At 41.3% G+C, this 13,694-nt stretch carries 15 protein-coding genes; 8 read left to right on the plus strand and 7 right to left on the minus strand.

Going from position 1 to position 13,694, the window contains the following annotated elements:
* Positions 1-31: 31 nt before the first annotated feature.
* Positions 32-814 (minus strand): exodeoxyribonuclease III, encoded by a 783-nt coding sequence (gene xth, locus NLP_RS29105; protein WP_104909356.1) that lies wholly within the window; start codon positions 812-814, stop codon positions 32-34.
* A gap of 459 nt (positions 815-1,273) precedes the next feature.
* Between xth and NLP_RS29110 the strand changes: the two genes are divergently transcribed.
* The 4 genes from NLP_RS29110 (at position 1,274) to NLP_RS29130 (ending at position 4,837) form a co-directional block, all read left to right on the plus strand.
* A complete protein-coding gene (locus tag NLP_RS29110) occupies positions 1,274-2,344 on the plus strand; it encodes a glycosyltransferase family 4 protein (RefSeq protein ID WP_104909357.1) in 1,071 nt (356 codons plus the stop codon).
* Positions 2,345-2,399: 55 nt separating this feature from the next.
* Positions 2,400-2,585 (plus strand): hypothetical protein, encoded by a 186-nt coding sequence (locus tag NLP_RS29115; RefSeq protein WP_104909358.1) that lies wholly within the window; start codon positions 2,400-2,402, stop codon positions 2,583-2,585.
* 103 nt (positions 2,586-2,688) lie between these two features.
* Entirely contained in the window at positions 2,689-3,711 is a 1,023-nt protein-coding gene (locus NLP_RS29120) for a zinc-dependent alcohol dehydrogenase (RefSeq protein ID WP_104909359.1), read from the plus strand.
* Between the two features lie 361 nt (positions 3,712-4,072).
* Positions 4,073-4,837 (plus strand): ABC transporter ATP-binding protein, encoded by a 765-nt coding sequence (locus tag NLP_RS29130; RefSeq protein WP_104909361.1) that lies wholly within the window; start codon positions 4,073-4,075, stop codon positions 4,835-4,837.
* Positions 4,838-4,902: 65 nt separating this feature from the next.
* Here NLP_RS29130 and NLP_RS29135 read toward each other — a convergent pair whose 3' ends face one another.
* Positions 4,903-5,433 carry an orange carotenoid protein N-terminal domain-containing protein gene (locus NLP_RS29135; RefSeq protein ID WP_104909362.1) on the minus strand — a complete coding sequence of 177 codons (531 nt, stop codon included), beginning with the start codon at positions 5,431-5,433 and terminating at the stop codon, positions 4,903-4,905.
* A 218-nt stretch (positions 5,434-5,651) separates the two neighbouring features.
* Here NLP_RS29135 and NLP_RS29140 point away from each other — a divergent pair, with 218 nt between their 5' ends.
* Entirely contained in the window at positions 5,652-6,029 is a 378-nt protein-coding gene (locus NLP_RS29140; RefSeq protein WP_104909363.1) for a hypothetical protein, read from the plus strand.
* Positions 6,030-6,177: 148 nt separating this feature from the next.
* On the opposite strand, the gene NLP_RS29145 is transcribed toward NLP_RS29140, so the two are convergent.
* Together NLP_RS29145 and queG are read right to left on the minus strand one after the other, a co-directional pair.
* Positions 6,178-6,813, minus strand: a complete 636-nt coding sequence (locus tag NLP_RS29145) for an HAD-IA family hydrolase (protein ID WP_104909364.1) — start codon at positions 6,811-6,813, stop codon at positions 6,178-6,180.
* Positions 6,788-7,762, minus strand: coding sequence for a tRNA epoxyqueuosine(34) reductase QueG (queG, locus tag NLP_RS29150; RefSeq protein ID WP_104909365.1), 975 nt, complete (start codon positions 7,760-7,762; stop codon positions 6,788-6,790). Before queG ends, NLP_RS29145 begins: the two co-directional genes overlap by 26 nt.
* A 238-nt stretch (positions 7,763-8,000) precedes the next feature.
* Between queG and NLP_RS29155 the strand changes: the two genes are divergently transcribed.
* Positions 8,001-8,429: a ketosteroid isomerase family protein gene (locus NLP_RS29155; RefSeq protein WP_104909366.1), complete on the plus strand. Its 429-nt coding sequence runs from the start codon at positions 8,001-8,003 to the stop codon at positions 8,427-8,429.
* 145 nt (positions 8,430-8,574) lie between these two features.
* Here NLP_RS29155 and NLP_RS29160 read toward each other — a convergent pair whose 3' ends face one another.
* The 3 genes from NLP_RS29160 to NLP_RS29170 all read right to left on the minus strand — a co-directional run bounded on the left by NLP_RS29160 (position 8,575) and on the right by NLP_RS29170 (position 11,560).
* Positions 8,575-9,000, minus strand: a complete 426-nt coding sequence (locus tag NLP_RS29160; RefSeq protein WP_094351551.1) for an ATP-binding protein — start codon at positions 8,998-9,000, stop codon at positions 8,575-8,577.
* A 3-nt stretch (positions 9,001-9,003) separates the two neighbouring features.
* Positions 9,004-10,677, minus strand: coding sequence for a SpoIIE family protein phosphatase (locus NLP_RS29165; protein ID WP_104909367.1), 1,674 nt, complete (start codon positions 10,675-10,677; stop codon positions 9,004-9,006).
* Positions 10,678-10,840: 163 nt separating this feature from the next.
* Positions 10,841-11,560 (minus strand): response regulator transcription factor, encoded by a 720-nt coding sequence (locus tag NLP_RS29170; protein ID WP_104909368.1) that lies wholly within the window; start codon positions 11,558-11,560, stop codon positions 10,841-10,843.
* 423 nt (positions 11,561-11,983) lie between these two features.
* Between NLP_RS29170 and NLP_RS29175 the strand changes: the two genes are divergently transcribed.
* Complete coding sequence (locus tag NLP_RS29175; protein WP_104909369.1) at positions 11,984-12,739, plus strand: WecB/TagA/CpsF family glycosyltransferase; 756 nt, start codon at positions 11,984-11,986, stop codon at positions 12,737-12,739.
* Positions 12,740-12,941: 202 nt separating this feature from the next.
* Positions 12,942-13,688 carry a cell division ATP-binding protein FtsE gene (gene ftsE / locus NLP_RS29180; RefSeq protein ID WP_104910090.1) on the plus strand — a complete coding sequence of 249 codons (747 nt, stop codon included), beginning with the start codon at positions 12,942-12,944 and terminating at the stop codon, positions 13,686-13,688.
* Positions 13,689-13,694: the final 6 nt, after the last annotated feature.

Consider the following 13,694-nt stretch of genomic DNA (forward strand, 5'->3'; position numbering starts at 1 on the left):
TTTTCCCCAATGCCCAATCCCCAATCCCCACTCAAAATTCCACAATAACTGGTACATGGTCGCTAGGTTGAGTTAACTTTCTGGGTGCAACATCAATGATGCAACTTGTCGCACGCTCATACAGGATGGGTGTCAGATAGTGATGGTCAATTCGCCAACCTAAGTTACGACGGAAGGCGGCGGAACGATAATCCCACCAGCTATAATTTCCGCCTTCTGTGGTGAATTTGCGAAAAGCATCGGCAAATCCCAGTGTCAGAATATCCCGTAAGGCTTGGCGCTCTGTTTCTGTAGCCATAATGTGATTTTCTGTACTCACTTGCTCGTGAATATCCTTATCTTCCAAGGCGATATTGAAGTCGCCGCACACACAAATTGCGGCTTGTGACAGCACAAGCAATCGCAAATACTCGTGTAGCGCTGTCAACCAGCGCAGTTTGTATTCGTATTTCTCAGTTCCTACCGCTGCGCCATTAGGAACATATAAGTTTATAATCCGAACACTATCAATTACACCTGTAATCACGCGCTTTTGCTCGTCCCATTCGTGATGTAAATCTGGCAAAATCGCCCTAAACCCGCTACTAACATCTAGGAGTGGCTGGCGGCTAATCAGGGCTACGCCGTTATAAGATTTTTGTCCTGACATATAAAGGTTATAGCCTAACCGCTCAAAAGGCGATCGCGGAAATTCAGCATCCACAACTTTGGTTTCTTGCAAGCAGAGAACATCAACCGGATTCAGGGTTAACCAATCGATAACCTGTTCAAGGCGAGTGCGAATTGAGTTGACGTTCCAAGTAGCGATTTTCATTAGTTAATTATCAGAATTTTTGTAAATTACTAATTACAAATTATGTAATTATTGTACAATTACTTAATATTTATATTTTCTGTTCTTTTTGCCAATTACCTTTAAATGAAGCTTTAATGACTTGATCCCATTGAATATTTTAGTATTGTCAGCTACCAAATATTCAATTTTGTAAGTTCTGCTACAAAATATTCTACCTCTTTATGATCCCCAAGACAGATGCAACAAATAATAGATTAGCTATACGGTTAGAAGTGTAGCTCAGAGTTGACTTTCGCCGATAGTCAGTTAAATTTCTTGGTAGAAAATTTGCGGTGCGGTTAACCGTTATTGTGCTTTTGTTAGCCTGTTAGGTTAATTTAAATGTCAAAAGAGTAAGTACAAATGCTCTTTACTCATAAAATAATGATGTCGCTCATTATATTGAGGACAATTTCATAGACTGAACCAGAAAAACTTATGAAAATCGCTCAAGTTGCCCCCTTATGGGAAAGGGTTCCACCTCCTAATTATGGAGGAATAGAACTGGTAGTGAGTCGCTTGACTGATGAACTTGTTCGTCGCGGTCATGAGGTAACTTTATTTGCCTCTGGCGATTCTCAAACTTTGGCTCATTTAGAAGCAGTTTATCCACGTGCATTACGCTTAGACCCAAATGTGAAAGAGTATGCAGTGTACGAAATGCTAGAACTAAGCCAAGTTTACCAACGTGCTACCCAATTCGATATTATCCATTCTCATATAGGGATTTCGGCATTACCTTTAGCGAGTTTAATAACAGCAACTTCTACAGTCCACACCCTGCACAATAATTTTACAACTGACAACCGTCACGCATTTAGCTACTACCAAAAGCAACCATACATCAGCATTAGTAACTCGCAGCGTCAAATCGATCTTAATTATGTTAGTACGGTTTATAACGGAATTGAGCTAGGAGATTACCCATTCGTAGCCCAACCGTTAGAACATCCATATTTAGCATTTTTAGGTCGTTTTTCGCCAGATAAAGGCCCGCAACATGCGATCGCTATTGCTAAACAGAGTGGTTGGCGCTTGAAGATGGCAGGAAAGGTTGATGCAGTCAACTCTGAGTTTTTTGAACAAGAGATTGCCCCGCACATAGATGGTCAGCAAATCGAATATCTCGGTGAAATTAACCACACCGAAAAAACTGAACTTCTGGGCAATGCTGCGATAACTCTTTTCCCCATTAACTGGCAAGAACCTTTTGGGTTAGTAATGATTGAATCCATGGCAACTGGTACGCCAGTGATTGCCATAAATTTAGGTTCTGTACCTGAAGTTATTGCCCACGGTAAAACAGGTTTTATCTGCAATAGCTATGCAGAAATGGCGGCAATGATTCCACCAGCTTTGGAACTCAATCGTCAAACCTGTCGAAAACACGTAGAAAACAACTTTAGTGTTAGCCAAATGGTTAACGGATATGAAGCTGTTTACAGACAAATTATTAAAGACCGCATAGAATCGAATGGCCGCATTCATGCAGCTAACATCCAATTTTAATCAACTGCTTTTTTACTTAGTTTAAAACAACAATTTTTTTAAGGAGAATATTGGTATGAGTACGAGAGCCAACACTTGCCCATGCTGCGGTGGTTCCCTCCTGCGTCATGCCCGTCATGGTGAACTATATTGGTTTTGCCTGTCGTGCCGACAAGAAGTACCGCTATTAACTGCTACTCGCCTGCCTAATGTGGAAACCCGGAACACCGGAGTGGTTCCCCAGCCAGCGGTGAATACCTAGTTTTTCAATAAAATCTACTAAAAATCAATACTGATTTAGTTTAGACCTATCAATTAGCCCCAACTGGTAAAATTGGATCGAGCTAATTGATAGGTTTAAAGTTTTGTTAGCAGCGTTACTTTATGGTCAAGAAGATTTACGCCTAGAGCAAGTTCCTGACCCCACTCTGGCGGCTGGGGAAGTCGTGCTCGAAGTAGGGGCAGCAACAACTTGTGGTACAGATTTGAAAGTCTGGCGGCGTGGTGGTCATGCCAGGATGCTGATACCACCAACGCTGTTTGGTCACGAAGCGGCTGGGCGAATTGTTGCCTTGGGTGCAGGGGTGACAAATTGGCAAGTTGGCGATCGCGTCGTCGCTAATAATTCTGCACCCTGCATAAAATGTTTTTTTTGTCAACTTAAAGAATATTCCCTATGTCCAAATTTGACATGGAATAATGGGACTTTTGCCGAATACTTGAAAATTCCCGCACCGATCGTCGAGCATAATTTGTTGCAGATTCCCGATGAGTTGCCGTGGGAATTGGCAGCGATGACAGAACCTTTAGCTTGTGTGTTGCATGGCGTAGCGCGTTCAAATATTAAGTCTCAAGATAAAGTAGTCGTTTTAGGAGATGGGGCGATCGGGCTGATGTTTGTGGCAGCCTTGAGCGAGAAAGCTGAGGTTTTACTGTGGGGAGGTAATAACCATAGACTAGAAATTGGTCAGAAATTGGGTGCAACCCAGACCTTTAATTATCATCAAATTCCAGAGATTCCCAGTGTAGTGAAAGAACTTACCCAAGGATGGGGTGCAGATGTAGTAATTGAAGCCACTGGTGTCCCAAGTGTTTGGGAAACTGCGATCGCTTGCGCCCGTCCTGGTGCAACAGTCAACTTATTTGGTGGATGTCCGCGGGATACCAGCATTACTGTGAATACAGAACAGTTACACTATAACGAACTTACCATCAAAGGTGTTTTTCATAATACACCAGAGTATGTGCGATCGGCGCTTGCACTCATAGCTAGTCGCAAAATTCCCTTTGAGTTACTTATTAGCGAACAGCGACCATTAAAAGATTTAGAACAGGTGTTTTCTGATATGAAAGCACGTAAAGTAATAAAGGTAGCGATGATTCCTTAATTTTTTGCAGGGTACAGCAGATGATTTAGGTCTAGCCAAACAATGTAAAAAATCTCGTCAATAAAGAACCCATGAACCCTACCATGTTCATTTGAGGAGATAGAAAACTGATATGGGATGTCAACTAATTGTTCTTCATTCGGCAAACCTGCTAACCAGATAAAGTAATTTGCTACGTTAAAACATGACAACACTACAACCATCCCCTTCAGTATGCTAGATAATAGTTAGCTTTTATTTGCTCTACTACATCACCTTATAGAGTTATCACAGCAAGAGCTAGGAAGAATTTTTCTGCTTCTTATAGTTTAATTGAGCGATCGCTATAATTGCGTCTCTACTACCTAATAACTAAATCCTTATGGCAAACGCTATTTCAATTACCGATTCTCTAGTTATTAATCCCGTCCCTAAATCAACAATTATTCGTTTGGAGAATATCTTTAAAGTATATGGCAGTGGCGAAACTGAAGTTAAAGCACTTAACGATGTGAATTTGACTATCCACGAGGGCGAATATTGTTCAATTATGGGGCCATCTGGTTCAGGTAAATCCACAGCTATGAATATTATCGGCTGTTTAGACCGACCCACAGGCGGACATTATTACTTAGATAATATTGATGTGGCGCAGATGGATGATAAATCTCTGGCACATATCCGTAATAAAAAGCTGGGTTTTGTCTTCCAACAATTCCATTTATTACCCCAACTCACAGCATTAGAAAATGTGATGCTACCAATGGTTTATGCTAGTGTGAATCCGAAAGAAAGAAGCGATCGCGCAACAGAAGCCTTGACACGTGTAGGTTTAGCAAATCGCCTTAACAACAAACCAACTCAACTATCTGGTGGACAACAACAAAGAGTAGCGATCGCACGTGCGATCGTCAATCGTCCCGTAGTACTTCTCGCCGATGAACCCACAGGCGCACTTGATTCGCGTACAACCCAAGAAGTCTTAGATATTTTTGGCGAACTCAATAGCAGTGGAATCACAGTTGTTATGGTGACACATGAACCAGAAGTCGCTCGTCAAACCCAGCGCATCGTTTGGTTCCGTGATGGTCAAGTAATACACTCCAACCTCACCCCAGCCGACTTGAGTCAGTTAGCTGTCTCGTAGGTTATAAAAGTCCGCCTGTGCGGACTTTAGTTTGTGTAGGAGCGACTTCTAGTCGCCAAAGCTGATTACAAACTTGAGGTTTTCCCAGTTTCTGCTTGCGTTGCAATCGGCTTGACATCGGTGTAACCCACTTCACCAGCTATTGTCCGAAACACTGACATTTGCTCTTCAAAATCTAGTCCTTCAATTTCAGAAAGCAGATCGTTAACTGTCTTACTTGGCTGGTAGCTAGCTGGTATTCCAACCACCGTGTCTCCCATAGCTACCGCCCAAGCATACCAAACTAACAGCTGGTTATTTTCTTTTATCGCTCCATAAGCACGAGAATATTCTGTGTCTTTGCGGTTAACAATATCCCGCATAATATCTAGTTGCTGCTCATCGGATAATTTAAAATAATCTCCTAGCAGAAGTGGTGCCAACTCTGGTTCGGCCGCAGCGGGAGCAGCTGGTGTGATCGAATCACCCATTTTTTTATAAACAAAATAGAACCAGGCTAATTTGGCATCGGTATCTAAGGCGTTAAACGCATCCACTAATTTTTGAGTTTCATTGCTCTGAGCTTGAGAAATACTTTTATCGTAACTTGCAGTCATTATAATTTGTCTCCAAAATAATTTAATAGGCCAAACTAAGTGGTACCAGAGTTTGATAATCAGATTCTACTACCCATAGAAATAGTTAAAATAATTGGAAATTATAGCTTTAATCTACCTTTTAATAGAGGTAAAAGTCTCCCCCAGGAAGCAAGAAAGCAGCACATTACTTCGCTATAATCGCCCTAGCAATAAAAAATTTACCTAAGGTTTTAATTATGCCTGATGAAGAAGTAAAGCCCAATTTAAATGAAGATTCAACCCAGGAAGCACAATTAGCTGCTGAAAGGATAGCTAGTGGTGAGGAAAAAGCGCCAACGGTGGATTTTGATGCTGATTATGCCGCTGCACAAAAATTCAGCGTTAGTGAAGTTGATCGCACAGGTAAAGGTGCAACAGCAGCTGAAGCAGCTACTGCACCTAAGCAGAAAACCTCTCAGCCACAAGAGACAAAAACTCAAACTCAGTCAACAGGCAATCCTGATGATTTTCTAGAGTCAGCAAAAGAACTTGGAAATTCTCAGACTGGCGGTGCAACTAATGTCAGTGATGATTTAGTAAAAGAAGCTTTGGAAAAGGGCGAACGTAAAAATTAATTTTCCCTGATATTTTACTATTTTGGAAGATGGGCAATGTCACAAAATAAGATAATTTAAATTATCGGCATTGGTAGACATCGCCCACTCTACTATTTTCATAGATTGTCAATTTTTGAAATTATAACTATCGACTTTTGACTGTTAGTTAACGACTATTCATCACTTCTAGTAGTTCGCTAGGTTGCTGAATTAAATAATCTGGATTTTGTTTGGCTAGTACTTCCGGTGAGTTAAAGCCCCAAGTGACTGCAATAACTTGGATATTTGCTTTTTTTGATGCTTCTATATCTCTGGTTTCATCTCCAACATAAATAACTTCTTGAGGTTTGAGTTGCTTTTGCTTCAAGACATTATTTATAATAGTTGTCTTGCCAAAAATTGTAATTCCTGAGTAGATAAAATCAAATAGGTGATTTAAATCATTGATTGTAAGGAATTGTGTAACATTTTCTTTAGAATTAGAGGTGATAATACCCAGTTTATATCCTTGATTTTGGAGTTCTGTTAATGCTTCCTTAATTCCCGGAATTGGCTTTAATTCTGGGATTTTGTTTTTTAATTCCCCTTTAACTTTTTTAACTAGAAAAGGTATCTTAAATAAAGAAACTCCTGAGTACTTAATGATTTCCCTAGATGTTAAGTTCTTGAGGAAGGCTAATTGTTCTGGGCTTATTTGTCTATAACCAAAGTCTCCAGCTAAACGATTAGCAATACTTACAAGGGCATCTACTGTATCAGCAATAGTGCCATCAAAATCAAAAATAATTACTTTCTGGGTCATTCTTGTGCCTGGATGCGTCAAGATTAGCTAGGGCGTTGCGTCGTAACATTTCTGGCTTAATCCGCCGCAAGGCAGATGCTGGAAAACGTTTATCCCACTCCCGATCTGAGATTTGGGCTAATTCTAGCAGGTGGGGAGCAATATTCCCAGGATAAGGCTGAAACTCTGCAATATCAGTTGTTTGGGCAAAACGCTGATTCCAAGGACAAACATCTTGGCAAATATCGCAACCAGCAACCCAGCCTTGCAAATTAGGTGCGATCGTCTCTGGCAATTCCTTGTCACGATTTTCTATTGTATGATAAGCAATGCAACGATTAGCATCGACAACAAAAGGCTGAGTAATTGCACCTGTGGGACAAGCCTGAAGACAACGAGTACAGCTACCACAGTGTTCTGTGTGTGGGCGATCGCTCTCTAATTCTAAATTGGTCAACACTTCTCCCAAAAATACCCAAGAGCCATATTCCCGTGTAATTACATTACCATTCTTGGCAATCCAACCAATTCCAGCTTGTTGAGCCAACACTTTATCTTGCACCGGGCCAGTATCTGCATAATAAAGAGCTAATACGCCTGCATCAAGTGATTTTAGCCATATAGATAGCTGTTTGAGTTTTCTATGCATTACCTTGTGATAATCTCTTCCCCAACCATAACGGGAAATTTTGGCGTATTCCTCACTTTCAGGACGTTGATGTGGTGTGTAGTAATTCAGCGCTACACACACTAGCGATCGCACCTCTGGCATCACTAAGCGGATATCCTGACGCTTTGGATTAGCCATCCATTTCATATCAGCGTGATAACCTAGTTCAATCCATGCTTGCAACCTCTGCGCTTCTGTGGCATTTACCCGATCTACAGCAGTAATTCCAACTTTGTGAAAGCCCAACTCGCTGGCTTTTTCTTTCACCAGACTGCTGCTCGTTACAGAATACTGATTCATTTTTTTATCTGGATTTTGCCCAAATAAAGGTCTAATGAGTATACATTATTTAAATAACATTTTTAATTAATATTTGTTACTTTATCGACATATAGCCTGTCCTAAGCTGCGTAGAAAATCAAGACTTCCATCGTCAGGAAGATTTATTAAGACGTAGCAATATATCTCAACAGCAGCTTTCTTTTTACCTATTTTTGTATTGAAATTAATATTCAGATAGCATCATACAGGTGATTTTATGACCTCTGCTGAATTTATATCGCCAGCGCAGTTTGAAGAATTCCAGATTGAGGGAATTACAGAACCAAGCGTACTGCGTTATTTTGAAACCTTAAATGCAGGAGAATTTGAGGCAACTGCTGCCTTGTTTTCGGTAGATGGTGTGATGCGTCCGCCATTTGAATCTGATATTGTGGGGACAGATGCGATCGCAGCCTACTTAAAACAAGAAGGTCAAAACATTAAAGCTTACCCCAACACAGGAATAGCCGAGACTGTAGAAAATGGAGATATCCAAGTCCAGGTAACAGGTAAAGCACAAACTTCGTGGTGTAGTGTCAATGTATTGTGGCTATTTATACTCAACCAACAACAGCAAATTTCTTATACTAGAATCAAGCTTTTAGCTTCCCCCAAAGAGTTACTTTCTTTACGTCGTGAAAAGTAAGTAGCAAATAACTACAAAGGGCAAAGTTTTAAACCAATACTTCTCACCCAGTCACACAGGATTCATGGCTTTATTCTGGCTCCTGAGTTCTGAATTCGGAATTCTTCCTCATAAATAGCATGATTTGAAAAATAGTAACTTTTGTCTATTGGACTAATTCGGGTAAAGTAGCTTCTAACTTCAGACAGTTGGCACCATTAACCTGCAACTTGTAATCTACTTTATCCATGAGACGATTCATAATCAGCCAACCATAACCACCTTCTTGCTTTTCCATCGGGTTTGGAGCGTAGTAGTTAGACATATCAAAGCCTTCGCCGTAATCCCAAATTTCTAGGGCAAAATCCCGGTCTTTCACTTCCAAGCGCAGTAAAATCGGTAAATTTGGTTGATCCTTATGGGCATGACGGACTGCATTAGAGTAGGCTTCCACTAAAGCCAGTCTCAAACGACTTGATTGCCGCGACCAATCTACAGATTCCCCTAGCTGAATTTTCAAACATCCCAACAACCAGTTTTCAACAATATTCAGAAAATTCAAGTCGCTTGGTACATGAAGCTCACTTTTCATGACTTACAAAATCTCCAGTGAAAGTATAGTTTGATCGTCTTCTTGAACGTGATTATCTGCCTGGATGCGAGCTAGTAAATGGTTCAGAGAAAGTGGTTGTTGCTCTTGTTGTAAGAGTTGCCAAAGACCATCTTGATTTAGCATCGAACGGTTCACTGGCTCAACCCCAGCCTCAGTTGTTCCTGTTGAATTATGATTATTTGATACCATTGCTTCCGTAATTCCATCGCTGGCTAGTAACAATGTGTCTCCAGCAGCGAGAACCAAGCGACCAGACTGTGCCTGCCACTTAGGCAAAATCCCCAAAGGAACGCTGCGAACTTTCAGGTAATTGGGATTTTCAGCTAAAGTCGAGCAACGCGACCATAATATTGGATAAATATGACCGGCATTAGTGTAGACCAGTTCCTTAGTGCTAGGGGTATAACAAGCTAACACAAGAGTGACAAAATAATTGTTGCTAATTAAATCTTCACTGAGAGCGTGGTTGAGGTTCTGCATGACCACATTCGGCTCTGCTGGTGTTTCTTGAGATAATTCTCGGCGCAAAACTGAAATAATACTAGCCATAAATAAAGCTGCTGGGACGCCCTTGCCAGAAACATCACCCACTGCCAACCACAAGTCACCTTTGGGATGGACAAAAACTTCAAAAAAATCGCCTCCGACTTCTCGCGCCGGATAGCAGCAAGCTTGTACCTTCACACCTTTGATGTCAGGTAAACTTTGGCGTAGCAGGTTGTATTGAATTTGGCGAGCCACCTCTAACTCAGTGTGAATCTGCTGTTGCTTTTCTTGGAGGCGTTGGTAGAGTTTTGCTTGGGAGAGGGCTAAGGCTGCTTGTTCAGCAACACCTGCAATTAGTTGGATGTCTTCGTCTTCCCAAGGGCGATCGCGTCCCCATTGGTGCAGGGTTAGCACAGCCAACAGATGCTGATGGTAGCTAAGTGGCACAACTAGGTGATGACCAGGATTACCGTTATATATATCTTGAGCAAGTTGATAATGACGGGTTTCCAGCACCTTTTCTATTAAAACACTTGAGTCGAAGAAGCAATCTAATAGATCAGATTTCGGATCGCGGTAGAAAAACTCGTCTTGTGTAAGGCGATCGCCCTCTACTGGTTTGAGCAAGCAACTCGTAGCTTCAAATGTTCCTCCAATAGTTGCGACAATTTTTTGCAGCATACTATCGTAGTCTAAAGATTCCCGAATTGCTGTTGTTACCGCATTAAACAAAGATTCTCGCCGTAGGGCCCGACGTAACTCTTGGGTGCGCTTCTTAACTAGGCGATATGTATCAGTAGCTTGCTCAACTAAGCTTCTCAGCCGTTCTGGATTCCAGGGTTTGGTAATGTACTTGAATACCTGACCGGAGTTAATCGCATCTACTAAATCTTCGACATCAGTAAAACCAGTTAACAAAATCCTAATCGTGTCTGGAAAGCGTTCTACGGTGCGACTAAAAAATTCAGTCCCATTCATTTCTGGCATTCTTTGGTCAGAAATAATTACCGCCATTTCGCCAAATTGATCCAATATCTCCAGAGCACCAAAGGCATGATTGGCTTTATATACTTGAAAATCTCGCCTAAAAGTGCGGTAGAGTAAATCTAGGTTATCTGGCTCATCATCTACCACCATGAGTTTAAGTTTGTCCGTACCAATCTCAGCCATATTTGACTTGTGTTTTTATATATTTGAATGGCGAGATAATATGATGTTTATCCCACCTAATAAATAAGAGAAAATCAGAGAAGCCATTCACTTTGAAAATATAACTTTTCAAAGTTGTGAGTTTCCCTTGATTATCCTCAATCGATCCACACCAAAATTAAATTTATCCAACTAACCCAGAACGCAAGGCGCGGACTGCTGCTTGGGTACGGTCATCGGCACATAGCTTATTCAAAATATTACGAACGTGAGTTTTAACAGTGCCAACTGTGATGTAAAGTCTTTCCGCAATTACTGCATTACTACAACCTTCGACAATCAACTGTAACACTTCCAATTCCCTTTCTGTCAGGGTGTAAGGTGGAATTTCTTCCAAATTCTCAAAAGAATCTGGGTTAAGAGCAATAGTCTTAGAATCGACCAAAGCCGATTCCAACTTTTGAGGATTTTGTTGCGCTTGTTGTAATACAATCCGAGCGATCGCTGGATCGATCCAGGCGTTGCCATTGTAAGTTACTCGCACTGCTTCCAGCAAATTATCGAATTTGATATCTTTCATACAGTAAGAGTCTGCACCAGCAGCAAAAGCTGCCAATACCGCTTCTTTGTTATCCCGCAGCGTCAAAATTAACACTTTTGTGAGTAGCTGCTGTGCATTAGTAGTAGATTTTACCTCCCGTGTTAATTCAATGCCATCCTTATCTGGTAAACCAATATCTACAATTGCAATATCTGGTTGTAGCATTTTTAACATTTTTAGACCCTCAGCAGCATTAGCAGCTTCACCTACAACTTCAATTTCATCCTTTTGCTGTAGTGCTGTGCGAATACCCACACGAGTTAGGTCATGATCTTCAATCAGAGCGATACGAATTTTACTCATAGCCAACTTCAGCCCGTTACACTATAACCATAAAGTCGAGTTTCGTGACATATTCCCACACTAACTGCAAGCAGTATAGTGGGGGCTTCTATTCCCGGAACCAGAGTTGCGAGTTGAGCGTTTTATACTGAGTGAATATTACACTTTAACAAGAAAAGTTGGACTGGTTCAGTCCCAGTACAAGCGCCCAAGATTAATAGACAGATGAGTGAAATTAATTATGTATTACCTAAAACCCTTGTATATACTTAGCAGTGCTACGTATATACATTCTTGTTCACTCTTATGTCTATTTAGTTTAATTATGCTTTCTCTCGTGGCAGGGCAAAGGGGAATCTCTTTTGCCTAAGTTCTAATATAAAAAAATTTGATAAACTTAACATTCATGCAAAATCTGGTGTGAGTATTACTTAAGAATAGGCTATGTCTAACGGCAATCAAGCATTTTCAGTGTTGGGAATACCAGTTCATGTGATGGCTGACTATCCAGGCTGGTTGTTAGAATGCCTGCACACAGGCAAAGGAACCCATGTCGTAACGCTCAATGCAGAAATGACTATGCAAGCAGAGCGAAATCAATTATTAGCTCAGGTGATTAAAAATGCTGAACTAGTGATTCCAGATGGAGCCGGGGTTGTTCTGTATTTACGATGGCTGTTATGGCAAAAAGTGCAGCGTTTTCCAGGGATTGAATTAGCAGAAAAACTTTTGCAAGCCCTTGGGCAACAAAAGACAGGGGCTAAGATATTTTTCTATGGAGGAGCGCCTGGAGTGGCTGCAAAAACGGCAGATTTTTGGCAGCAGCAAATTCCAGATTTGAGTATAGTAGGCACTCACTCAGGCTACCATTCCCCAGAAGAAGAAGCACAATTGCGGCAAACTCTGGCTCAATTGCAGCCACAAGTGATTTTTGTCGGTTTGGGGGTGCCGCGTCAAGAGTTATGGATTGCCGAAAACCGCCATTTGTGTCCTCAAGCAATTTGGATTGGCGTTGGTGGCAGTTTTGATATTTGGTCGGGAACTAAAACTCGCGCTCCCGCCTGGTTAGGAAATAATAATTTGGAATGGTTGTATCGCCTTTATCAAGAACCTTGGCGCTGGCGAAGGATGTTGGCTTTGCCAGCATTTGCGGTGAAAGCGTTTGTTTATCGATTGACAGCAAGGGGTGCAATTAGTTAAGAGTGCTGAGTGCTGAGTTCTGAATTCTGAGTTCTGAGTTCCAAGTGTTCTTACTTAGTTAGTATTAAAGTATTGAAAAAATTTTAAATTTTCTTTGTTGAATTTTAAATTCCCAGGCAAAACCTGGGAATCCTTATTTTGGGGAGAATGTCACATCTAAGCAGGCAAAATGTTTAGTTGTGGTTATGAGGAAAATTTAACAATGCCAGTATTAACAACTCAAGTTAAGAAAGACAAATCCTTTCATGGAGAGGACAGTGAAACTCAACAGCACAGTAGCAATACTACTACAAAGGTACAATTGCAATCTGTAACCAAGACTTATACTAACGGCACTCACGCCTTATTGAATGCAAATCTTGAGGTAAAAAAGGGAGAATTTCTGTTTATCACGGGGCCAAGTGGTTCTGGTAAATCAACGCTCTTGAAACTGCTGTATGGCCAGGAATTACCTACACAGGGAGAAGTGATTGTTGATGAATGTAATGTAGCGGATTTGCGGGGCGATCGCTTGTCATTATTGCGGCGACGGATTGGGATTGTGTTTCAAGACTATAAACTCATTACCCAACGAACAGTAGCGGAAAATGTCACTTTTGTGCTGCAAGCTCAAGGGTATACCCGTAAAGAAATTCAACGACGTTTAGAACCAACCTTAAAGCTGGTAGGTTTACTGAGTAAAGCTGACTGCTTTCCAGATCAACTGTCTGGGGGAGAGCAGCAACGGGTAAGTATTGCCCGTGCGATCGTTGGTACACCACCCCTACTGTTGGCCGATGAGCCTACTGGAAATCTCGATGCAGATAATTCCTGGCAAGTAATCCAGATTCTCCAGAAGTTAAATTCCTTTGGGGCTACGGTAATTGTTACCACCCACGATGAGCAATTGGTACGGCGGTGCAATCATCCGGTAGTGCAAGTTCGTAATGGAAGGCTGTCTCGAAAATAGTTATTT

Source organism: Nostoc sp. 'Lobaria pulmonaria (5183) cyanobiont' (assembly GCF_002949795.1).
Taxonomy (GTDB): Bacteria; Cyanobacteriota; Cyanobacteriia; order Cyanobacteriales; family Nostocaceae; genus Nostoc.